Origin of the sequence: Tritonibacter sp. SIMBA_163 (assembly GCF_046535935.1) — a bacterium.
Taxonomy (GTDB): Bacteria; Pseudomonadota; Alphaproteobacteria; order Rhodobacterales; family Rhodobacteraceae; genus Epibacterium; species Epibacterium scottomollicae.
In genome coordinates this window covers 196354-219415 of sequence record NZ_JAWJBP010000005.1, presented here as the reverse complement: position 1 = coordinate 219415, position 23062 = coordinate 196354, and the positions used below count along the sequence as shown (strand labels likewise).

Genomic DNA, 23062 nt, shown 5'->3' with positions numbered 1-23062 from the left:
GATCAGTTAGGGCCGTAGCCTTCGGCATATGACTGGCGGCCTCTGCCGTTCTGACGACGCCCTATGCACCACCTCAGCATCTCGTGGCGCTTGCCTTAATGGTGAGTGCGGAGATCCATGCTGCATACATCAATGTCCTAGCTGCAGGCCTATGTGAACCGCACCAATACATCAGCCCCAGCCATTCAGCAAACTCACGAATGATACGGAACTGGTCGCGTCACCCGCAGTTGCTATGATGGCCGAAACACGATCATGCCGCTCCTTGGTGTTTTCTGAATAAGTTGGCGCATGGATCTATGTGCGCATCAAACCGCGTGCGTCTCTCATGCCAAAGAATGAGCAGATGTGAAGCGACAATTTCGTTGCTTTGTTTGACGAAGACGTCGACTGCGCCTCGAGGAGCACTTGGCCGGTCGCTATGCAAAACCTCGTTGGCGAACTTGACCGCGCTGCCGATCCCCCGCGCGCATCGCTATGCCGCACACGGCCCACCACATATTGCGCGGTGCCGGAATACGCCTCTCTGCTGCGCCTCGAATTTGATGGCAACAGCCCGTCTGACATAATCCCATGTAGCTTCATGGTGTTCTTGGCCAGATCTAGGCCGACTGTTGAAAACTGCATTGGATAGCGCCCTTCCTTGCAATGGTAGAAATGCATAGTGGCGCCGGGGAAGCAGGAGCCCCCATCCGCTTTAGTTCTCGTGATAGCGGTCATGATCCACCTTTCACCTTGTTCCTGCTGACAGCAAAGTCGATGCTGCAGACATGGCATCAGAAACAGAGTTTTCCTTCATAGAACTGTCCCCTTCGGCACGCCGGCACATCCTGATGTTTCAGCTACACCAGTTTCTGGATCGTTTTGCGATGGGACTTACGGTTGCAGTTGTTGCTTTGGCGTTGACCGACCGGGGCATGGACCTCTTCCAGATATCACTACTCTTCGGGGTATACTCGCTCACGACGATGGCGATGGAGCTGCCTTTCGGTGGATTGGCAGACAGCATTGGACGCAAGCCGGTCTTTCTGATGGCGGTTTTCGCCAGCTTGATTTCGCTGGCGCTTTTTCTCTCAACCCGCGATTTCTATGTGCTCGCTGTTTCATTTGCGTTCATCGGTTTTGGACGTGCGCTGCGCTCAGGGACGCTTGATGCCTGGTTTGTCGAAACCTTTAAGGCCGCCGCGCCCAATGTCGATGTCCAGCCTGCACTGGCCAAAGCGCAATGGGCGAATGCAGTCGGTTTGGCCGTTGGCGCGGTTCTCGGAGGCCTTCTGCCCGATATGTTAGGCTCGGTCGCGGAAAGCCTCGGTTTCAGTATCTATGATGTGTCCTATGCTGCAAGCTTTGGGGTGATGGTGGGCGTGTTTGTTTTCACGCGACTCGCCATTGTAGAAGCCCCGCGATCCATGGCCCCCGGTGCGCTCAGGCAGGGCTTCGAAAATGTGCCTTTGGTGATCAGAGACGCGGGCATTCTTGCTCTCAAGAATCCCGCACTATCGGTTCTGCTGACAGCACTGGCGTTCTTCCTGATGGCAACCAATCCGGTCGAGGTGATCTGGCCAACCTTTGCCAAGCCAATGTTGGACGAGGGGTATGCGAACACCGTCATTGGTGTCGTCACCGCGGCTTATTTCTTCTCGATCGCTCTTGGCGCATCTCTGTCTTCGTACATCAGCCGGATCTTCAAACGGCAGCACGCCAAGACACTTGCGGCGACATTTGCTTGCCTCGCAAGCGCTCAGATCGCAATGGCGCTTCAGGGCAATATCTTCGGGTTCCTGGGCGTTTTTGTCCTCTATTCCGTGTTCCTTGGCGTCAGCGAAACACCTGCCAGCAGCATTCTTCACCGCTGTGTCGAAGATCGTCAGCGGTCGACCATGTTGTCAGTGAAATCACTCATACAGCAGCTGGGCGGCGGCTTGGGCCTGCTCTTGGCCGGCATCGTCGCCGAAACTTACTCGACACCGATTGCATGGATTGTCGGTGCAGTGTTTCTATTCATTGCTGCGATACAGTGCTTGGTTTTGGTCAAACACTTGGCCGTACAAAGCTGACAGCTGACATTCGTGCAGTCGCAGAAACCTTCAAACTAAGCTAAACCGCGCCTTTGAAAGAGCCTTAGCCGCTCTGGATACCCCTTCAGAAGGGGCCATTTGGCGATGGTTTCACACGGCGGTTTGCAGTCAGCGACCGGCATTCGTGCGTGGCGCAGCGCATCCATCGCTCGTGCTGGCTATGTCATCGTCGAGGTAAACGCGCCTTGTCCAGACACTGCCCCTCTCACGCGTGCATACTAAAAAGGCCCCGCAAGCGATCTTGCGGGGCCTTTGCGTTCAGTGTGTCAACGCGACTGCGGGCGTTATGCCGCTTCGGTGACCTTGTTCTTCAGCGCCTTCAGCAGGTTCTCGGGGGAGGACTCGCCGTAAGGGTCTTCTGCGTGGTTGTCGTCACGGCCCGGCTCTTCGAAATAGGCTTCGACCACGCCGTCGTTGACGATCGCCGCATAGCGCCAGGAGCGCATGCCAAAGCCGAGGTTGTCCTTGGCCACCAGCATGCCGACCTTGCGAGTGAATTCGCCGGACCCATCGGGGATCACCTTGACGTTCTTGATGCCCTGAGCTTCGGCCCATTTGTTCATCACGAAGCTGTCGTTGACGGACATGCAGTAGATTTCGTCGATGCCCTCGGCCTGGAAGTCCGCGAACCCGTCCTCAAAGCCCGGCAGCTGATAGGTGGAGCAGGTCGGAGTGAAAGCGCCCGGCAGCGAGAACAGGATCACGCGCTTGCCCGCAAAATAGTCGGCGGTGGTCATGTCCTGCCAGCGGAAGGGGTTCGACCCTTCGATGCTCTCATCGCGAACACGGGTGCGGAAGGTCACCTGGGGGAGTTTTTGTCCAGCAAACATGGGAGATCCTTGAAACTGATTTGAATGTGCGGCTCGTGTCTTACCGGATCTGCACCGAGGTGCAAGGGGGCCGGGCACAAGTTCACACGGCTGTTTCAATCAGCCGCAGAGCCAGGGCGCATTGCCTTCGCATATGTCCGTTTTTCAGGCTGTAGGTCGGAGTGCTAACTCAGCAATGTCAGCCACAGCAGAACCGTCACCACGCAGGACGCGGTCGCAATCAGCACCGAAGACGCGGCGACTCGCTTGGCACGGCCATACATGTTGGCAAAGATATAGGCGTTAATGCCCGGCGCCATCGCCGCGTTTAGGACGCCGGACCGGAACAGATCCTGCCGCACATCCAGCGCCGAGCCGAGGCCAAAGACAATCGCCGGATGTAGCAGCAGTGAAATCCCGCACACCATGGCGATGGTCCGCAGATCGCCTTCAGGGCGGTACTGAACCATGATCCCCCCGAGTGCAAAGAGCGCCGTGGGCAGGCCGGCCTTTGCCACAAGCGCCAGCGCCTCATCCACCGGTTCCGGGATCGTCAGACCGGTCAAGTTCACCGCGAACCCTGCCAGGATCGCAAGGATCAGATTGTTGCGGAAGATCGAATTCAGCACTGATGTGACGGTACGCAGCCCGCCCTGCCCCCGATTGCGGATGATCTCCATCGCGGTGATGCCCACCGCGTAACAAAAGGGCGAGTGGAAGGCGATGATGGCAAAGTTGCCCACCAGCGCATCCGGCCCGAAGGCGCGTTCCGTGATCGGCAGACCGAGCAGCACGGAGTTTGAGAACAGGCAGCAGAAGCCGATCGCGACGCAATCCTCCCACTCTCGTTTGAACAAGAACCGCGCGCCCAGGAAACCGGCAAAGAAGCAGGCCCCTGCCCCAGTGTAAAAACTGATCAGAAGACGCGGATCAAAGCCGGATTGCAGATCGATGCCGGCCATAGCGCGAAACAGCAGGAACGGGATGGCGACGCCCTGGGCGAATTTCATCAGCCCGTCGATCTGACCCTGCTGAAACATACCGCGCAGCGTCAGGCCATACCCGATCCCGACGACCACAAAGACCGGCAGGACGACATTGATAAGGTTGAAAATCATATGCGTGTCAGTCCGGTCTTTTGAAAATCTGTGGTTCAGTAATCGCTGTGGATCACCATGCCGTCAAAGGCGGGGGTGATATGATCCGGCGTCTCGGCGTCGACGGTGGCGTGATCCATGTCGATATGCATGTTGGTCAGCACCGCGCGCGCAGGCTGCATGCGCTCGATCCAGGCCAGCGCCTCGCCGTAGGAGAAATGCGTCGGATGCGGCGCGTGGCGCAAGGCGTCCAGCACCCAGCACTCCAGCCCCTCAAGCACCGGCACCACCGGTTCGGGGATCTTTGCCACATCCGGCAGATAGGCCAGATCGCCCATCCGGAACCCCAGCGCATCCATGCCACCGTGGTTCACCCGGAAAGGCACAAACGGGATGGTGCCACCCGCGCCGGAGATTTCAAACGCGCCGTCGATGTCGCGCATCTCCAGGATCGGCGGATAGCTCGACCCGTCGGGCTGGATGAAGGCATAGCCGAAACGATCCAGCAGATCGGCCCGGGTGGGGACATCGGCATAGACCGGGATGCGTTCGCGCATGTTGAAGACGATCATCCGCAGGTCGTCCAGCCCGTGCACATGGTCCGCATGGGCATGGGTATAGACCACCGCATCCAGCCGCCCGACGCCCGCATCCAGCAGCTGGCCGCGCATGTCGGGGCTGGTGTCGATCAGCACCGTAGTGGTGCCCTCCGGCCCGTCCTGTTCCACCAGCATGGAGCAGCGGCGGCGGGTGTTCTTGGGGTTGTGCGGGTCGCAGTCGCCCCAGTGTCCGCCGAGGCGCGGCACACCACCGGAAGAGCCGCAGCCCAGGATCGTGCAGCGCAATTGAGGCATCAGGCGGCGGCCTCATATGCGGCGGCTTTCCAGAACAGCCGGTCGAAATTCTCCTGCGTGCGGGCGGCGAACTCGGCATAGTCCAGACCAAAGACCTCGGCACCGACCTTGGCGGTATGGGCGGTATAGGCGGGTTCATTGCGCTTGCCGCGATAGGGCGGCGGCGCGAGATAGGGACTGTCGGTTTCCACCAGAATGCGATCAAGGGGAGCGGCGGCAAAGATGTCGCGCAGCTCCTGGCTTTTGGGGAAGGCGGCGATGCCGGACATCGACAGATAGAACCCCAGATCCAGCGCGGCACGGCCTAGCTCGGCCGAGGAGGAGAAGCAGTGCATCACGCAGGAATAGGCCTTCTGCGCGTGCGTCTTGCGCAGGATGCGGGCCATGTCGTCATCGGCGGCACGGGCATGGATGATCAGCGGCAGGCCGGTGTCCTGCGCGGCCTCGATGTGGATTCTCAGGCTGTCTTTCTGCACCTCGGCGCTGTCGCCGGTGTAGTGATAGTCCAGCCCGGTTTCGCCAATGCCGACAAACTTCGGGTGCTGCGCCAGGGCGACCAGCTCCTCCACCGTGGCCAGCGGCTCTTCAGCGGCGCTCATCGGGTGGGTGCCGGCGGCGTAGAACACCGGCGCATGTGCCTCGGCGAGGGCGCGCACGGCGGGTTCGTTCTTCAGCTTGGTGCAGATGGTGACCATGCGGGTCACACCGGCCTCTGCCGCGCGGGCCAGGACCTCGGGCAGCTCCCCGTCGAAATCGGGGAAATCAAGGTGGCAATGGCTGTCTGTGATCTGCGGGGTCGTCATGGTGTGGCCTCTGTCGCGGTCGAAAGTCGCGGTCATTCCGCCTGTCGCACCGGGACCGAAGGCCCGTTCAACGCGACGCGGTGTCCTGCATCTTGAACACCGTATCTAGGACCAGCGCCGCAGGGTCAAGGTTCACCGCCTGCCCGTGACGGCTGCGCTCGGTCACGGTGGCAGCAAGATCGGCCCAGGCCCGCGCCCGGTGCGGATCCGGCGACAGGCGCGACAGCACCCCGCCCTCGTTCGGGGCGGCTTCGGGCATCGGCGGCTGGCCGGTGGCCCCTGTGCGCGCGAGGCGCACGAGCAACAGGTCGATCAGGGTCAACATCAGCTCGAACCGCTCCGCGCCGCCGCGGGTGGCGGCCTTTTCGGCCAGTGCCATGGCACGCTGGCGATCCAGTCGCGGCAGGCTGTCGGCAATCGCCAGCAATTCGGCATAGAGCTTCATGCCCTCGAGCGACAGCAGCCGCATGGCCGCCCCGACAGAGCCTGCGGCAAGGGCTGCAAGATGGGTCGGGTCATCGGGCAGTTCAGCCCCGGCCTGTGCGAGCGCGGCCTGCATATCGTCGGGCTGTAAGGGGCCAAGACGCAGGGTCCGACAACGCGAACGGATTGTCGGCAACAGGCGCGACGGCTGATGCGAAATCAGCAGCAGTGTTGTACGCGCGGGCGGCTCTTCGAGCATCTTCAACAGGGCGTTGGCGGCGTTGACGTTCATCTCGTCGGCACAGTCCACAATCACCACCCGGCGTCCGCCCTCGGCAGAGGACAGGCCAAAGAACCGATTCAGCACCCGGATGTCATCCACCACGATCTGGTCGCGCAGACGGCCCTTGTCGTTGTAGCTGCGGGTGATTGTGGCAAGCCCCGGCTCGGCCAGCGCCTGAATGCGGTGACTGACAGGGTGGTCCGGGTCGATCTCAAGGCTGGTGGGAGGCGGCGGAGCGCCGAACAGCCCATCGTCCTCCATCGGAGGGGTTGCCAACAAGAAACGCGCGATGCGCCAGGCCAGCGTCGCCTTGCCGACGCCACGTGGCCCCATGATGAGCCAGGCGTGATGCAGCCGTTCGGTGGAAAACGCGTGCAGAAAATCCGCTTCCGCCTGCGCATGACCAAACAGCTGCGCGGTTTCGCGCGGATGCGGCGCGCCCTCGGCCTGATCGGCGCGGGGAAGCTCTTCGGGATCACTCATGCCCGCGCGTCCAGGGCCGCCGCGACGGTGCGCGCGACTTCTGCAGCCACGGTCTCCATCTGCCGGGCGCCGTCGATGACGCGGAACCGGTCGGCAAATTCCTCCGCCAGCGACAGGAACCCCGCGCGCATCTTCTCCTGCAGGTCGAGGCCGAAATCCTCGAACCGCTCCTCACGCCCCTGCCGCCCCTTGGCGCGGGCAAGGCCGGTGGCCGGGTCCATATCGATCAGAAGGGTCACATCCGGCTCACGGCCGATCATCAGTGCATGCAGGCTGTCGACGGTGGCGCGCAGATCGCCGCGCGACAGGCCCTGATACATGCGGGTGGAATCGGCAAAACGGTCGCAGATCACCACCTTCCCAGCCGCCAAGGCCGGGCGAATGGTGCGCTCCAGATGGTCGCGACGGGCGGCGGTGAACAGCAGGATCTCAGTCTCTGCCGACCAGCGGTCGGGGTCGCCTTCCAGCACCAGACGGCGGATCTCCTCTGCCCCAGGCGATCCGCCGGGCTCTCGCGTCAGCACCACCTCGCGCCCCATGCTGCGCAGGTGTTCCGCCAGAAGGCGGCATTGAGTGGATTTGCCCGACCCGTCGATGCCCTCGAAGGTCAGAAACAGGCCGCGGCCTTGGTCTTGATTCACAATGCGTCCTCGGGGCCGTTCAGAAACCGTGTCACCAGCACGCGCGCGGCGGTCATCACCTTGACCGGAAAGCCCCCGGTGCCCACATCGCTCTGCGCTACCAGTGGCAGGCGCATCTCGGGCAGGTCTTCGGGCTGCACAACCAGCTCCGCAAGCTGCTGACCGGCCTGGATCGGCGCGGTGACGGGGCCGGTATAGACAACTTCGGCATTGATCGCATCACCGGAAAGCGCCGGCAAAAGGATTTCCAAATCCTGTGCAGGCACCAGCCCGACCGTAGGGCTCTCGCCCATCCAGACCTCGGCTTGTTCGACGGCCAGGCCTTCGCGGGCGATGGTTCTCTTGGTGAACTGACGGAACGACCAATTGACGATCGCCTCGCTCTCTTCGGCGCGTTCGGGTGTCGTGTTCATACCGGAGATCACGAAGATCACCCGGCGATCCCCCTGCTTGGCTGATCCCACCAGACCATAGCCAGCCTCTTGAGTGTGGCCGGTCTTCAGCCCATCCGCACCGATATCGAGCTGCAACAGCGGGTTTCGGTTACGCACGTTCGACGGCGCCCGGCCATCGAATGCAAACTCCTGTTCGGCGAACATCGGGTAGAACTCCGGGAAATCCTCGATCAGATGTTCCGCCAGAACGGCCAGGTCGCGCACCGACATCCGGTGCCCGGGATCAGGCCAGCCGTTGGAGTTCATAAACGTGCTTTCGGTCATGCCCAACTCTCGCGCCCGACGGGTCATGTAGCGGGCAAAACCGGCTTCGGTGCCATCGGGGCTGAGGGCCTCTGCGATCACCGCGCAGGCGTCATTGCCTGACAGCACGATGATGCCCCGCAGCAGGTCCTCGACCCGCACCCGGTCGGTGGTATCCAGGAACATGGTCGAGCCCTTGTAGCTCATGGCGTGTTCGCTGACCGGCAGGCGTTCATCCATGGTCAAACGCCCGTCCCGCACCGCCTCGAAGGCGACGTAGAGCGTCATGAGCTTGGACATCGATGCAGGCGGCATCGGCACGTTTGCGTTCTTTTCCAGCAGCACCGTGTTGGTGCCCTGATCCACCACATAGGCGGCGCGTGCCTTGGTGTCGAACGCCAGCGCAGTCGACGCGGAGGCGGCAACCCATAGCCCGGCCAGGGCGCCAATGCAGGTGGCGGGTGTAAAGCGGATGGTCACGGGGGAGATCCTCCCTTGAGGGCGCTTGTCAATTGTCGCAGATCCGGCGCGGGCCGGATCAGTTGGTCACCGCGTAAGCGTCTGCAAAGCCGGCACCTTTCACGGCCTTCAGCAGCTGCGAGCGTTCGCCTTTGGACTGGGCCGGACCGACGACGACGCGCCAGAACGATTTGCCGTTCGCGGCCTGCTCGTAGACGGTGGGAATGATGCCGGCGTTGCGCATCTGGTCCGCCGTGCGTTTGGCGTTGGCCTCGACGCTGAATATGCCAATCTGGATGTAGGGTTTCGTCAAAGCAGAACGTTGCGACGCGACCGGCTCTGTCGGCGCTGGCGTGGGCGCAGGTGTCGCAGCTGGCGCGGTGGCCTCGATCGCAGCCGATGCACCGCTGGTGATCGGATCAAGTGCCTGCGTTTCAACCTCTGCGCTGGCGGCGACCGGCGCGCCCCCCTCTTCCAGCCCTTCGATCTGCGGCACCTCCGCACCCGGCGGCGTGTCGTCCACGGCCTCACGCCGCAGGGCAGTTACATTCAACTCAACCGGAGCGCCGGCCAGCATCGACAACGCCGCCGCCGCATCCGAAGACACCTGCAGACGCGGGCCGGGGATCGCCCGCTCGCGGCGGAACAAGGCCCCGATCACAAACTTGCCGTTGGCATTGTTGCGGATGATGACACGTTCCGGCTCCGTCACATCCGGATGTGCGACCCAGACCCCCCCGATGGAGGGGCGGCCATCCCAAAGACCGGCTTCTGTCACCTGAAAGACATCCGGCGCCTCGACGTCGCGCTCTACCAGCTTGGTGGAGTTACTCGGCAGACCCTGCTCACCCGCGCCCTTGGGCTGTAGGAAGGACAGGTTTGCTCCCTCTTCACACGCCGCCAGCGCCAGCGCACTTGTCAGAGCCAGGGCCACACCTGTCGCCCTGGCCCTGCGGCGACCTGCCCGGTCCGAAATCTTATCGCTCATGCGCGTATCCTGCCTGCTCATGCTGCTCATGGTCCGTCACTGTCTGTCTTCGCTGCCTGTCTTCGCCTCGACACATCCGCCGCAGCCCCGTGTCAAAGCGCGCGGAGCGGTCGATTGCCGGTTTTCCGGTCTCATGCGTCTTTGAGCGAAGCATAAACACTGTGATTTGGTATGGAAACCCTGACGTTTGGCCCATCGGCGACAATGGGCGACAGATTGCGTGTTCGTGATCCGCAGCAATCTTGCGCGGATTTCTCCTTGCCACTGCGCCGCTCGCGTCCTAAACCGCAGAACAGTTCGATCTGCGTGACCGGGGAGGTGGCAGAGTGGTCGAATGCGGCGGTCTTGAAAACCGTTGAACGTGAGAGCGTTCCCAGGGTTCGAATCCCTGTCTCCCCGCCATTGAATCAATGGGTTATGGTGCTTCACGCTCACTTCGGCGAATGGTGAGCTCACACATTGGCCAAGATTCACCTCCACCTTCACGATTGCTCCCGGTCTTTGTGCCTGAAGATCAAAGCCCCTTCGTTCGGGGCGCTTTCGCTGTGTGTCTTTGGGCGCTTGTTGAACAATCGAGAGACTTTGATGACCGATGCGGACTGACACTGACGATCAGTGCAAAGACAGCAGCATCACACACCAGCTGAATGCCTCATACGGCCTCGGCCCTCAAAGGCGCGTATCTCGACGGCAGCCGCACCGCTTGACCTCCACGTCTTGACCGATATCGAATAACATGACGAAATCGAGTGTTATTGACTTATGGATTTCAAATCTTCGCAATCATAGGATGCCCCATGCTCCGCGCCCCTCTTGCCCTTTCTGCTCTCGCCCTGCTGGCCGCCTGCGCCACGCCCCAGGAACGCTGCATCCGACAAGGCGCGTCGGAGCAAACTCGGATAGTGAATGAGATCAGCGAAACCGAAGCAAATATCTCTCGTGGCTACGCCATTCACCGACAGACCATTCCGGAAACCATTTTTCACACTTGCAGGCGGGTGAGCGACGGCAAGGTCGTGGGCTACTACCCCTGCCCCGAGACATACTATCGGACCGTGGAAACCCCGGTTTCGATCAACATCGGCGAAGAACGTAAAAAGCTGCGCGGGCTCAAGGACGCCCTGCCCGCAGCCAGCAAACGCGCCAGAGACGCCGCAGCACAATGTCGGATACAATACCCGGAATAAAAGCGCACGCTGACCTCGACCGCTTCAAACACATCCATTTACGACGCCCCGCGTGACATCCAAAACGATTGCGCCGCCGCCCAACGTATCAGTCAGTGAACCCGCCCCTGACGCAAAGCTTTCGGCACGCCAGGTTTCAGTGCCCGGCGGGCGTGGCAGGCGGGGTGGTCGTGGCTGTTCCAGGCTTTAGTCGTAGCTCGCCATCACGTCATACATCACCGGCTCGAAACTGCGACACAGCGTGTTCAGCACCCGGTTTCGCTTGCGCATCTCTTCGCTGCGCAACATCTCCATGAAATCCTCTCGTTGGCGCCACTGGGAATAGTTGGCCACCCGAGTTTGAGCATCATTCACATGCAGCGCTGCCGCGATAAAACCGGGCTGATGCGAGATGAACTCCGAATAGGCTTCCTCCAGCGCATCGACCAGATCCTGACAGGTGCCGGGCGTCACCTCAAACGTGGTGATCACCGTTTGCACATGGTTGGTTTTTGCAATTGTCGGCATGAGGTCCTCCTTCTCATCCTGCCTTTCAGACTATGCCAACTGGCTTGAAAGTCGACAGGATTTCGCTCTACCATAGGTGGAGCGAGGTAAATTCAAGGGCTCCCGCCTGTGCGCCGACCCATCACGATTTTCCTGTTTTTACATGTCGTCATGACCACCAGCTGGGCACAGGCTGGTGCGTGGCTGGAACAAACGGGATCCGGGTTCCTGTCCACATCGATCCGCGCCCGAGAGACCGGCACCGAACTCGGAGCTTACGCCAGCTACGGGCTGAGCCAAAATCTGACGTTTGGCCTCGACATCAATCAAAGCGACGACTCCGGATTTCAGAGCGCCCATGCACTGGCCTTTGCCCGCCTGCCCCTGCGACAGCGCAAGGCGGGTTGGCAATTGGCGGTCGAACTCGGGGCCGGCCTTGGGCAGCGCGACGCAGACTGGACGCCTATGCAGCGGCTGACGCTTTCGGCCGGGCGCGCGCTGTCCTGGCGGGGGCGCGACGGTTGGCTTGCAGTCGATCTGGGCCGAGAATGGCATGATGCCGGTGACGCCTGGAAACTTGACGGAACGCTCGGCCTCCACCGCTCACAAGGCCCCGCCCCCATTGTGCAGGTCGAGCTATACCAGCCAGACTACGGCGATCTCGCGTGGAAAATCCTGCCCGGTCTCCGATGGCGCCTGTCCCCCGACCGAGAGCTGCTGACCGGGTTGGAATGGCGCTCATTCGGGGAGGCGCAGCTTGGCCTCAAGGTGGAATTGTGGCACAGGTTCTGAGCCCTGCCAGCCGCAACTCCGTGCCCGCCCGGCCTGTCCCGAACATTCCGGAGCCTACCCATGCCATCTGACACCAACACTCCCACGAAAAGCCCCTCGCCCATTCGCCCCACAGATGACGAGGCCCGCGCCTTGGCACGTCAGCTGATGCAGGACGCCCGGTTCGCCGCCCTCGCAACGTTGACTGATGCGGGGCATCCGATGCAAAGCCGCGTCGCCTTTGGCCTGGACGCCGGCGGTGCGCCGATTTCGCTGGTCTCTACCCTCGCCGCGCACACCCAAGCCATGGCCGTGCGCCCGCAGGTCTCGCTCTTGATGGGGGAGCCGGGCGCCAAGGGCGATCCGCTGACACATCCGCGTCTCAGTCTCAACGGGACTGCTGAAATACTGCCCAACGCCTGTACTGCGCATGACGAGATGGCCACGCAATATCTGCGCAGCCACCCCAAGGCAAAGCTCTACATCGGCTTTGGCGATTTCCACTTTGTCCGGTTCCAGATCTCAGAGGCGTTTCTGAACGGCGGATTTGGCAAGGCCTACACCCTGAGGCCAGCGGACCTCGGGCTCTCTGCCTAGCGATCAATCCGGATCAGCACCCGCACTGTGCCGCGCACCGCTTGCTCCCAGATGATGTCGATCTCGTTGTTATTGCTGCCTTCCTGCGTGCGCACATAATGGCCCGGATAAGCCACGGACCCGCCGCTGTTGCGCAATGCGCCTTCGACGATCACCGCGTCCACGGCGCGGCTGTAGGCCTGAAATGGCAACGTGCCGCCGGTGGGTACCGTCCAGGTGCTGGCCACGGTGTTCTGATCAAACTCCACCCGCAGCGGATTGCGCGATTGCGTCGAGACGTTGTGAAAGCTGTTGCCGTCAAAGAACACGTCCTTGGAGCGGGTAAAGTTCAGATTGGCAAAGCTGGTGTCCACGCGTTCGGCACGGTCAATATTGCCATTGATAGAGCGGAACTTGTTTCCGGTGACGGACACCCCGTTGAGGAAATGACCGCTGCCGAAGGGTTTGACCACAATGTAGCTGAACCAGCTCGCCACATCACCGCTGAGGAAGACATTGTCAGTAATCGACATCGCAGCAAAGGAGAACCCGCCAGTGAAATCCGGATCCGCGTCATATTCGTTGGTCCACTCGATAAAGCAGTTGTCGATGTAGTTTTCCGAAATCGTGTGAGAGGCATAGGTGTCGGTCACAACAATTCCCGCGGTGCGGATGCCGCCTGCCACGCTGTCGCCCTGAAAGAAGTGGTTGCCGGTCACCGTGTGGTTCGACCCGGCCATCACGGCCCAATGCCGAAAGCGCGTGGCGCGGTTGTGGCGCAGTTTCACGTCGTTGGAGTTGACGTTGAGCGCGATGGTTTCGCGATCCGCCACATCCGCCGCATCCTCGTCGGACAGGAATTGGCAATTGTCCACCAGCATCCCCTGACATCCGCTGCCGATCGAGGTGATGCCCCGCGCCTTTGGCTTGGTGAAAAAACAGTTGTGCGCCGCAAATACCGTGCCTGCGGGGGCCAGGCGCAGGGCGCTGGCCTCTCCATTGCACTGGAACTCCACGCCTGAGATGCCGAATTTCTTCAATGAAGAGAACCCGGAGAAATCCAGCATGTACTTGAAGGCGGTGAAGGTGAAGTTCTGAGTGCCTTCCGCATCATAGAGCGGTTGGCTCAGGGTCAGCTCGCCCGCGCCGGTGTTCTTGGATTTCACATAGACCTCGCGCCCGACGCCTGCGCCCTCGACCAATGCGCCGACTGGGATGGCAGAAATATTGGCCACATTGGTCAGCTTTCTCTTGTCAGCGCTGTCGTAGGTCGCTTGCGCGGTGACCACGTCATGATCCCAATTGGCGCCCGCCTGTGCCGTGAACTGGCCGTTTCGGATATAGCGGCGCGTGGCATAGCTGGTGCGATTGGGGACTGCCGCCTGCATATCAATCGGCGCGCTCACCGTGATGCTGCGTCCGCCAAGGTCGAGGCTTTCGTGGTCCACACTGTTCAGCAGCGCCTGAAACGCCTTTTCAAAGGCCAGCTGCTCATCTTCAAATGCCGCCGCATAGGTCGGGTAATCGTAGCTCTTGGTCAGCAAGAGCATCGCGCTATCGGGCATCGACAACGTGCCCTCAAAGATCACCTCGTGATGCAGAGAAAGGGTGCTGTTGATGCGGAATTCGCCCTCTGGCACCAGGATGCGGCGACCATCGGCGGCGTCATCGGCGGCCTCGAAAGCCGCGTGGCAGTTAGTGCTGCCATCGCCCACGGCGCCGAAATCGGTCACATCCACCAGGCTCAGCATATCGCGCAGAAAAACGCTGGTGATGTCCTCGATCACGATGTCGTCGACCCGGATCACCCCGCCATTGGCGCCGGTCAGATTAAGGCCGAGGTGGCCATAGACGGCACTCAGCCCCCAGGGCATGTCGACACCAGAGCGGCTGCCGGTGCCGACGATGGCCTGCACCTCCACCACCTCGCCATAGGCACTGAGGGTCACGCCCGGCCCGCTCTCGATCACGCCGGAGACATGGCCGTTGTTGGCCGCCCCTGCCCAGCCCGCGATGCGTACCGTGGGCAGGGCGCCGCTCATCGCCTTCACCCGCGCGGTCACCCGCAGGTAGCAGCCCGGAAGGATCGGGGTTTCGCCCATGTAGCGCAGCTTTTGGGTGCTGTCGGTCTTTTGCAGCTCCAGACAGCCGCCGAAATCCGCGTCCCCCGCCACCAATGCGGCATTCGCGGCCCCGTCATAGGTGTCGGAGCCGGGGGTGCCGTTGCCGCTGGACCAGACGTCAAGCCCGCCTGAAAATACGGGCGGCATCAGTTGCAAACCGTCGGTGATTGCCTTGTTCATGAGAGAGACCTTTCCTGTTCCAGCACGCCGGGATCGGAAAAGGTTCTATCATTTGGGACTTAAATCCCGCTCAGGAGGGCGCGCGCGGCCCGCGCAACACCCGGAGCGTCAGCAGCAACCTCAGACGTTGGCGCCCGGGGCCTTGAGAAGCTGTACAGCGTTGATTTTCCAACCCGTTTCAGTCTCAATCATTTGGTAGTCGAGCATGTGAATACCGCCACTTGCATCGGTCACCATGACCCGTTGCCAGAGGTTTCCAGCCACCTCGCGCAGTTCGAGGTAGCGCACATCTGCTGGACGCCAGACCATCGGATAGCCCTGTTCGACCATGGTGGCGAACCGTTCCGGCGTACCAAACAATGCGCGAATATTGGGCGAGGCAAACCCGAAGGCGGCCCCCATGTCATCGGATTGGAAGGCCTCGATCTGTGCGCCAATGACGCCGGTGATCGGCTCCTTCTGCGCCGTGGCCCGCGTGCCAAGCGTCGCAACCGCCATTGCGGCCACAAGGCCAAGTGTCACCATCATCCGCATCACAAAACTCCTCTGTACCAGCACCTGATTGCTAAGGAGATAGCGTGCCTGCGTATGCGGTCAAAAAACGGAGACTTTACAGACGCAGGCGCAGCTGTGATCGCGCTCGGTCGCACGTTCGTCAGGCCTATCGACGTGGACCTGCCCGCAAGGAGGCCCGCAACAGAAGGGATCATTCAACGTAAAACGGGCGCCCGCTTGGGACGCCCGTCATGAGGTCAAGCGTGGGCGTTGGTCTCAGACCAGCTCGCCCGCCAATGCGCTTTCGATCAGCGTGATGGTCTCCTCGACGCCGTAAAGCGCGATGAAGCCACCAAAGCGCGGCCCCTGCGTGGCGCCCAATAGCACCTCGTAAATGGCGGAGAACCAGGCCCGCAGCGGCTCGAACCCGTGGATCTTGCCGATGGCAAAGACCACCGATTGCAGGAATTCCTCATCGGCGAAATTTGCCTCGGGCAGCGGGTCGTCATTGCCGACAAGCTCGTTCTTCTTGGCAATGGCAGCGAGTGCGGCCTCGGGCGAGCGCAGCGCATCGGCCAGATCCGTAAGCGCGGCGCGCTCCTGATCGCCCGGCAGGCGGTAGGTTTTGGCAGGCTTCACGAAGTCCTGGAAATAGCGCACGGCAAAGCCCGCCGCCTGATCCATGCCCGGATGTGTCGCGGCAGTGGCGTCGGGGGCGTATTTGTTGATGAAGCCCCACATGGTGTCCTTGTCCTCGGCGCTGGAGGCGCTGGCGAGGTTCAACAACATCGAGAAGGAGACCACCATGTCCGATTCCGGCACGTCGCCACCGTGGATGTGCCAGACCGGGTTGTTGAGCTGCGCCTTGAGATCCTGACCATGGTAGGCGCGCAGCTGCTGGTGATACTCGTCCACCGCCTTGGGGATCACATCGAAATGCATCCGCTTGGCGGTCTTGGGTTTCTGGTACATGAAATAGGACAGGCTCTCAGAGGACGCGTAGGTCAGCCAGTCGTCGATGGACACGCCGTTGCCGGAGGTCTTGGAGATCTTCTGGCCGCTCTCATCGAGGAACAGCTCGTAGGTGAAATGCTCCGGTGCGCGCTGGCCCAGCGCGCGGCAGATCCCGTCATAGATCGGCGTGTTGGTGGAATGGTCCTTGCCATACATCTCGAAATCGACGCCCAGCGCTGCCCAGCGGGCGCCGAAATCCGGTTTCCACTGCAGTTTCACATTGCCGCCGGTGACGGGGAGCGTCCATTCGCGCCCATCTTCGTCGTCAAAGGTCACGGTGTATGTCTCGGCACAGACCTTTTTCATCGGCACGTAAAGTACCCGCCCGGTTTCCGGATGGATCGGCAGGAAGATGGAATAGGTCTGGCGGCGCTCTTCGCGCAGGGACTTCAGCATGATCTCCATGATGTCGTCGTACTTGTCGACCGCGCGCTTCAGCACCTCGTCGAACCGGCCGGAGCCGTAAAATTCGGTGGCGGAATAGAACTCATACTCGAAACCAAACGTATCGAGGAAGCGGCGCAGCATGGCGTTGTTATGATGGCCAAAGCTGTCATGCGTGCCAAAGGGGTCCGGCACCGATGTCAGCGGCTTCTGCAGATGGTCCTGCAGGCTCTCGGAATTGGGCACATTGCCGGGGATCTTGCGCATACCGTCCAGATCATCCGAAAAGCAGATCAGCTTGGTCGGAATATCCGAGATCACCTCGAAGGCGGTCTTGATCATGGTAGTGCGAGCCACCTCGCCAAAGGTGCCGATGTGGGGCAGACCGGAGGGGCCGTAGCCGGTCTCGAACAGCACATATCCCTTCTCCGGCGCGCCCTTGGCGTAACGTTTGAGAACACGGCGTGCTTCTTCAAACGGCCAGGCTTTGCTCTTCAGAGCTTCTTCGCGCAGAACAGACATGATGTACTCCAGTCAGCGTCTTTTTCAGGGATGATCGGCGGCACCACGCGCACCGACGCTCCCCTCTATTGTGCCTGTGCAGCATGAGTCAACAAGGCCCACGCCCACCGGGGTGGCGGAAAACCACTTTTCACCAGGCTTCGCCGTTGAACAGCTGGGCCGCCGGTCATATTCTTCTGAATGAACCCAAGGCATAAAGGACGCCGTAGAAATGACAGAAGAAACCATCCAGCTGCTTACACCGCAGGACTGCCTTGTGGCGGTCATGGTGGCAGTATCGGCTTCGGACGAGGACATTCGCACGGCAGAACTGGTCAAGATCCAGAACGCAGTCAATATGCTGCCGGTATTTGCAGATTATGATGCGGACCGCATTCCGTCAGTGTCGCGCACCGTCTTCGACCTGTTCGAACAGGAGGACGGGCTGGATGCGTTGTTTGGTCTTGTCCGGGACATTTTGCCGGAGCGCCTGTTCGAGACCTGCTATGCGCTGGCCTGCGATGTGGCAGCGGCGGATGGCAAGCTCAATGAAAACGAGCTACGCCTGCTGGAAGAGATCCGCTACGAGCTGAACATTGACCGCCTGCATGCAGCGGCCATCGAACGCGGCTCGCGCGCGCGCCACATGGTATAAGCGCATCCGGTCACCTCGAACCTGTCTGGTTACGAAGGACGGCCGCACGCCGGAAAATTGAGATTTGACGCAAGAGGGCGACCCAACGGGCCGCCCTCTTCGCTATGGGAAACGTGATGTCCCCGCAGACCGCATGTCAGCTGCGACCCTTCCACGGCACCAGGATGTCCTCGGCCTTACGCATCAGGATATCGATGCCGTAACCAATGACACCGATCAGGATGATCCCCATGATGACAATATCCGTCAGTTGGAATTTCGACGCGGCGATAATCATCATGCCAGCCCCCTTCTGAGCCGCCACCAGTTCGGCGGCCACCACGGTGCCCCAGCAGACCCCCATCGCAACCCGCGCACCGGTGAAGATTTCCGGCAGCGAGTTCGGCACAATGACATGGCGCAGGATCTGCGGCTTTGACGCACCGAGCGAATAGGCGGCGTGCACCTTGGTGATATTGACACCTGACACCCCCGCCCGCGCGGCAATGGTCATGATCCAGAGCGCGGCAAGGAACAACAGGACGATCTTGCCCGTCTCCCAAATGCCGAACCAGATGATCACCAGCGGGATCAGCGCCAATGGCGGCACCGGTCGCATGAACTCCACGATCGGATCGAACCAGCCTCGCACCCAGGAGCTGAGGCCCATGGCATAGCCAAGCGGGATCCCCACCAGCGCGCCAAGGGCAAAGCCCGCCAGCACCCGCAGAAGCGACCAGCCCAGGTGATCCCAGAGGGTGAAATTCTGATAGCCTTCGGATGCGATTTCGATGAAACGGGCCACCACCGCCTCGGGGCTGGGCATCCAGATCGGTTCCATCTGAAAGCCCTTGTCGGGCGCGAAATTGAGCGACCCGCGCCGCGACATGGTGACACTGCCGTCAGGCACTTTGACCGTTTCGCCCGGCACAATGGGCTGCCCCTCGACCGCGGTGACCGTGACATCCTCGCCATCGTTGCGGGAGGCCTTGATCAGAACAGAGCGCCAGACCGTGACCACCTCGGCGTCGTCCTGAGCAAAGCCGCTATTCGGGCTCACGTCAGGTGCCGGGACGTCCTCGCCAAAGTCATGCACCCGAACATGCACACGCGCGTCGGCGGTGGTGCCATCGGGCGCGGTGGCAGTGTAGCTGAAGCTGGTATCACCCCGAAAGGGTCCCGGCACATGGATCGGAACCAGCCTGGAGGCGGTAAACGCACCCCAGATCAGAAAGATCACCAGGACAGAGATCACAGAGGCGGCCCGGTTGGGCGTGATGGCGCTTTCGTCACCGAAGGTCACGGTTTTCAGACTGTTGAAATTCACACCACTGCGACTGCGGTCCTGAATGCGGTCGACGATGAAATAGGCAATGGTGAACAGGGCCACATAGGCCAGCAGGATCAGAAGACCGGTCATGCGGCACCCTCCGAGCGACCCATGATTTCCTCTTCCATTTCCCAGATCATCGACAGGATTTCATCGCGTGTCTCGGCAAATCCGTCGAGTTTCTTCACATCGCGCAGATCCATGTTGACGCCATGATCGGCAAAGGGAAGCCGGTACTCCTTGTGGATGCGTCCTGGTCGGGGTGCCATCACCAGAAGGCGTTCCCCCAGCAGCAAGGCTTCTTCGACGGAATGGGTGATCAGGATCACCGTCTTGCCGCTCTTTTTCCAGAGTTTCAGAACCAGCGCCTGCATCTTCTCGCGGGTCAGCGCATCCAGCGCCCCCAGAGGTTCGTCCATCAGGATCACATCCGGGTCATTGGCCAGGCAACGCGCCAGTGCGACCCGCTGCTGCATGCCACCGGACAGCTCGTAAACTGCCTTCTCCCCGAAATCCTGCAGGCCGACAGTGTCCAGCAATTGATCGCAGATGTCGCGCCGTTCAGCGACAGGCATCCCCTTCATGCGAGGGCCGAATTCGACATTTTCACGCACGCTCATCCACTCGAACAGTGCGCCCTTCTGAAACACCATACCGCGCTCGGGTGCTGGCCCCCTCACGACGTGGTCGTTCATCCGCACCGCGCCTTCGGTGGGGGCGAGAAACCCGGCACAAATGTTCAGAAGCGTGGTCTTGCCGCAGCCAGACGGGCCCAGCACCGACATGATCTCACCCTTTTCAATCTCGATGGAAACGTCTTTCAGCGCCTGAATATGCGTGCCGTTGGGCAGGTCGAATCGCATCGACAGGTGATCGATATGGAGGCCATCCATGGGCTGCTCCTGCTCTTGAATGTGAGTATTTGAGTGAATGGAGAGACGCCATCCGACGCCTCTCCTGCGCCACGAATTGTCAGCGCTTACTCTGCAACGGCTGCAAGGTGACTGGCATCAACCGATGCCTCATAGCTGTCTAGAACCTGCGGGATTGACCCGGCATCGGCAAAGACCTGTGCCACCCCGCTCATGAAGCTCTGCACGCCACCACCAAGCCATTTGTCACCGAGCTGTTCTGACACCGACGGGAAGGTGAACGTAGCCAGCGACGCCTCTGCCGCAGCCGGCTTCATGCCCGCATCCTTGGCGATCACCGGCAGCATTTCGGCCGTGTGCTCGCCAGAGTTCCACATCGCATTCATGTCTGCCGTCACCTTGAGGAACTGCGACAGCAACGCGCCCTCTTCAGCCGCGAAATCAACGGGTGTCGATGTGACATCAAAGACGAGAATGCCAAGGTCTTCTTTCTCGGCGCCGGTCAGCAGCACGTTGCCGTGCTCCATCATCCGTCGCAGGCCGCCACCATATCCGCAGGCCATGTCGACATTCCCCTGCGACAGGGCAACCGCGCCCTCTGGCGGTGCCATATCGACGATCTCCATCTGGGAAATATCCACCCCGAAATGGTTCATCTGCGACAGAAAGCCGTAATGCGCCGCGGTGCCAATCGGAACCGCAACCTTCTTGCCCACCAGATCAGCGGTGGTGGTCTTGTCGATTTCCAGGTTCGTGGCCACGACGCAATTGTCGTTCTCAGAGTAGCTTACGGCCACGTCGACCACCTGCAGCGCCTGCCCCGCAGAGACCGCCACCACAAATGGCGGCAAGCCCTGGCTGACCGCAATCTGCACATCTCCCGAGGCCATTGCCGCCGACATTGCCGTGCCGGTATCAAAGGACACCCAGTTGATATCGACGCCCAGCTCCTCTTCGTAGAGGCCCATGGCCTTGCCGTATTGGAACGGCATCGGCCATTCCAGGAAATAGGCCACCGTGATCTCGTCTGCCATCGCCGTCGTGCCGGCAAGCAGGGCCAGGGCAGCGGATGTGGCGCAAAGTTTGGTCTTGAAAGACATTAGGGGTTCCTCCGTGTTGAACCATATCGCGATCAATCGCGTTTTTCTGGAGGTCGCTTTCTTTGAGAATTTTTATGCGGACCTGCGCAAATCGTTGCGATCCACACCCCACCTGACAACCGTGACGATAACACTGGCCCCACGAAAACTGGATTCTGGGCTTATCTGGGCGCGTTTTTTGCCTCTGAGAGGGCAAACTGGCCTTATCCGAGCCAATGCCGCAGCTGCGCGCTGCGGTAGGCCGCAGCAGCAGATCAACTTGCGTAGATCTGCCCCCAGCGTTCCAGCAAGGCCTGCTGCAAGCGTTTGGCGCGGCGGTTCCAGCTGCGCCCGCCTGGGGGACGCTCCCGCTGGGCCCGGCTGATCGCAGCCCGCGCCCGCAGATCAGCGGAAAAGATCGCAAACGCCATCTCGCGTCCATCCTCAGCGGTGACAAAGCCCCCCAGCCCCGAGACGAAATTCAGCGTCCCGGTCTTCGCCACGACCTTGATCGGATGGGATTTGATCGGCCGCCCTTTTGCATCCTGCAGATAGATTTGTTTCAGGAGGGGGCGCAATGTTCCGGTCCGGTTTGCGACCACCAGCGCGCGCAGGAGGTCGGTTGCGGTCAGTCGCGATTTATCGCCAAGCCCGGAATGATCCACCATGCGGCTGGACTGCATGCCCAAGGTCGCCGCGGCCCAACGGCTCATCACCGCACCGGAATCGGAGAGCGACCCGGGGCGCTCGCCCCGCTGCACACTGGCCGTCATGCCGATCATTTCCGCCATGAGGTTGTTGGAATACTTGAGCATCGCCTTCAGCAAGGCCGGCAGCGGATCGCTCTGATACTGGGCGACCATTTCGCCGGACGGCAGGCGATCGGTCTGTTTCGGGGTCGGCAGGGCAAGACCATGCGCACGGGCCAGCGTCTGGAATACGTCCCCCGCATAGAGCGCAGGATTGCGCACCGGCAACCAGCGCGCACCGCCATTGCCGAGCGCGCCGCTGGCAACGGTCCAGTGATCGACCCCCGCCTTGTCCTGATAGGTATAGACCGGCAGATCCCGTCGCACGACGGCCATTTTGGAGCTATACACATCCGGGCGAAATTTCTCGGTTCTGGCGTCCATGGTGATGGCCCAGCTGCTGCCCGCGCGCTTCCATTCAAAATGCACCCGGTTGAAATTCAGGGCGATACCGCTCACCGCAGGGCTATACCCCAGATGGTCGGGCTGGCCCGGATCGATCGATTTCACAATTGGCAACATGCTGTCCCAGACCAGGAACCGGCCAGTGACGCGCTGAATCCCCTTGGCCTTCAGGGCCGCTGCCAGTTCACCAAGCCCATCGGTGCTCAGCGTCGGATCACCACCGCCCACGAGCACCAGATCGCCCTTCAGAACACCGTTCTGGACCGGACCCGTCGCGATAAGCCGGGTGCGAAACCGATAGCCTGCACCGAGCGTATCCATGGCATAGAGCGCTGTGACCACCTTTGCCACGCTGGCCGGTGGCAAAGGCGCATCCGCGTTCACACTCTCCAGCAGCTGGCCGCTATCTGCATCCGCAACCGCACAGACCACCTCCCCCGACAGGCCGGCATTCTTCAGGATCGACTCCAGCCCCTCGCGACCGGGGCTGAGCGGATTGAGCCCACGCATCTTCGGACGCGGCGCGGAACTGGGTGCATTGGCAAGCGCCGGGCCGGAACCGAGGGCAGCAAGAGCGGAGGTGATAAGGCGACGGCGTGAAATCATGATGCGCAAGTTGAATCAAATTCCCTTGCATTCGGCAATTGCCTTATTCGCAAT

General features: G+C 61.1%; 21 protein-coding genes and 1 tRNA gene. 6 read left to right on the top strand and 16 right to left on the bottom strand.

Going from position 1 to position 23062, the window contains the following annotated elements:
- The first annotated feature begins 770 nt into the window (after nt 1-770).
- Entirely contained in the window at nt 771-2057 is a 1287-nt protein-coding gene (locus R0J92_RS11275) for an MFS transporter (RefSeq protein WP_411051741.1), read from the top strand.
- Between the two features lie 305 nt (nt 2058-2362).
- On the opposite strand, the gene R0J92_RS11270 is transcribed toward R0J92_RS11275, so the two are convergent.
- The 8 genes from R0J92_RS11270 to R0J92_RS11235 form a co-directional block, all read right to left on the bottom strand.
- Entirely contained in the window at nt 2363-2908 is a 546-nt protein-coding gene (locus tag R0J92_RS11270) for a peroxiredoxin (RefSeq protein ID WP_106163745.1), read from the bottom strand.
- A 164-nt stretch (nt 2909-3072) separates the two neighbouring features.
- Entirely contained in the window at nt 3073-4005 is a 933-nt protein-coding gene (locus R0J92_RS11265; RefSeq protein WP_106163746.1) for an AEC family transporter, read from the bottom strand.
- Nucleotides 4006-4040: 35 nt separating this feature from the next.
- A complete protein-coding gene (locus R0J92_RS11260; protein WP_411051740.1) occupies nt 4041-4838 on the bottom strand; it encodes an MBL fold metallo-hydrolase in 798 nt (265 codons plus the stop codon).
- Nucleotides 4838-5641: a TatD family hydrolase gene (locus tag R0J92_RS11255; protein WP_411051739.1), complete on the bottom strand. Its 804-nt coding sequence runs from the start codon at nt 5639-5641 to the stop codon at nt 4838-4840. The genes R0J92_RS11260 and R0J92_RS11255 overlap by 1 nt, the downstream gene beginning before the upstream one ends.
- A 67-nt stretch (nt 5642-5708) precedes the next feature.
- The gene (locus R0J92_RS11250; protein WP_411051738.1) at nt 5709-6830 is read right to left on the bottom strand and encodes a DNA polymerase III subunit delta'; all 1122 of its coding nucleotides are present in this window, start codon (nt 6828-6830) and stop codon (nt 5709-5711) included.
- The gene (gene tmk, locus R0J92_RS11245) at nt 6827-7471 is read right to left on the bottom strand and encodes a dTMP kinase (protein WP_411051737.1); all 645 of its coding nucleotides are present in this window, start codon (nt 7469-7471) and stop codon (nt 6827-6829) included. The genes R0J92_RS11250 and tmk overlap by 4 nt, the downstream gene beginning before the upstream one ends.
- Complete coding sequence (locus R0J92_RS11240) at nt 7468-8649, bottom strand: D-alanyl-D-alanine carboxypeptidase family protein (RefSeq protein WP_106163750.1); 1182 nt, start codon at nt 8647-8649, stop codon at nt 7468-7470. The genes tmk and R0J92_RS11240 overlap by 4 nt, the downstream gene beginning before the upstream one ends.
- Nucleotides 8650-8707: 58 nt before the next feature.
- On the bottom strand, nt 8708-9616 hold the full coding sequence (locus R0J92_RS11235) for an SPOR domain-containing protein (protein WP_411051736.1): 909 nt from the start codon (nt 9614-9616) through the stop codon (nt 8708-8710).
- 312 nt (nt 9617-9928) lie between these two features.
- Here R0J92_RS11235 and R0J92_RS11230 point away from each other — a divergent pair.
- Both R0J92_RS11230 and R0J92_RS11225 read left to right on the top strand, forming a co-directional pair.
- Nucleotides 9929-10018 (top strand) — tRNA-Ser (locus R0J92_RS11230).
- 395 nt (nt 10019-10413) lie between these two features.
- Nucleotides 10414-10803 (top strand): hypothetical protein, encoded by a 390-nt coding sequence (locus R0J92_RS11225; protein WP_106163752.1) that lies wholly within the window; start codon nt 10414-10416, stop codon nt 10801-10803.
- Between the two features lie 186 nt (nt 10804-10989).
- On the opposite strand, the gene R0J92_RS11220 is transcribed toward R0J92_RS11225, so the two are convergent.
- Nucleotides 10990-11310, bottom strand: coding sequence for an antibiotic biosynthesis monooxygenase family protein (locus R0J92_RS11220; protein ID WP_106163753.1), 321 nt, complete (start codon nt 11308-11310; stop codon nt 10990-10992).
- A 150-nt stretch (nt 11311-11460) separates the two neighbouring features.
- On the opposite strand from R0J92_RS11220, the gene R0J92_RS11215 reads away from it, so the two are divergent.
- Nucleotides 11461-12081: a hypothetical protein gene (locus R0J92_RS11215; protein WP_411051735.1), complete on the top strand. Its 621-nt coding sequence runs from the start codon at nt 11461-11463 to the stop codon at nt 12079-12081.
- A gap of 60 nt (nt 12082-12141) precedes the next feature.
- Nucleotides 12142-12657 carry a HugZ family protein gene (locus tag R0J92_RS11210; protein WP_411051734.1) on the top strand — a complete coding sequence of 172 codons (516 nt, stop codon included), beginning with the start codon at nt 12142-12144 and terminating at the stop codon, nt 12655-12657.
- Here the strand turns inward: R0J92_RS11210 and R0J92_RS11205 are convergent.
- From R0J92_RS11205 to R0J92_RS11195, 3 genes are all read right to left on the bottom strand, one after another.
- Nucleotides 12654-14939, bottom strand: a complete 2286-nt coding sequence (locus tag R0J92_RS11205) for a right-handed parallel beta-helix repeat-containing protein (protein ID WP_411051733.1) — start codon at nt 14937-14939, stop codon at nt 12654-12656. The two genes, R0J92_RS11210 and R0J92_RS11205, sit on opposite strands and share 4 nt — an antisense overlap.
- A gap of 120 nt (nt 14940-15059) precedes the next feature.
- The gene (locus tag R0J92_RS11200; protein WP_411051732.1) at nt 15060-15473 is read right to left on the bottom strand and encodes a DUF4864 domain-containing protein; all 414 of its coding nucleotides are present in this window, start codon (nt 15471-15473) and stop codon (nt 15060-15062) included.
- A gap of 237 nt (nt 15474-15710) precedes the next feature.
- Nucleotides 15711-17354 (bottom strand): lysine--tRNA ligase, encoded by a 1644-nt coding sequence (locus R0J92_RS11195; protein WP_411051731.1) that lies wholly within the window; start codon nt 17352-17354, stop codon nt 15711-15713.
- A gap of 211 nt (nt 17355-17565) precedes the next feature.
- On the opposite strand from R0J92_RS11195, the gene R0J92_RS11190 reads away from it, so the two are divergent.
- Nucleotides 17566-17988, top strand: coding sequence for a tellurite resistance TerB family protein (locus R0J92_RS11190; protein WP_106163758.1), 423 nt, complete (start codon nt 17566-17568; stop codon nt 17986-17988).
- A gap of 136 nt (nt 17989-18124) precedes the next feature.
- Here the strand turns inward: R0J92_RS11190 and R0J92_RS11185 are convergent, their stop codons facing one another.
- The 4 genes from R0J92_RS11185 to dacB form a co-directional block, all read right to left on the bottom strand.
- Nucleotides 18125-19387: an ABC transporter permease gene (locus R0J92_RS11185; RefSeq protein ID WP_411051730.1), complete on the bottom strand. Its 1263-nt coding sequence runs from the start codon at nt 19385-19387 to the stop codon at nt 18125-18127.
- Nucleotides 19384-20190, bottom strand: a complete 807-nt coding sequence (locus R0J92_RS11180; RefSeq protein ID WP_106163760.1) for an ABC transporter ATP-binding protein — start codon at nt 20188-20190, stop codon at nt 19384-19386. Before R0J92_RS11180 ends, R0J92_RS11185 begins: the two co-directional genes overlap by 4 nt.
- An 86-nt stretch (nt 20191-20276) precedes the next feature.
- Complete coding sequence (locus R0J92_RS11175; RefSeq protein ID WP_411051729.1) at nt 20277-21269, bottom strand: ABC transporter substrate-binding protein; 993 nt, start codon at nt 21267-21269, stop codon at nt 20277-20279.
- Nucleotides 21270-21523: 254 nt separating this feature from the next.
- Entirely contained in the window at nt 21524-23008 is a 1485-nt protein-coding gene (gene dacB, locus R0J92_RS11170; RefSeq protein ID WP_411051728.1) for a D-alanyl-D-alanine carboxypeptidase/D-alanyl-D-alanine-endopeptidase, read from the bottom strand.
- Nucleotides 23009-23062: the final 54 nt, after the last annotated feature.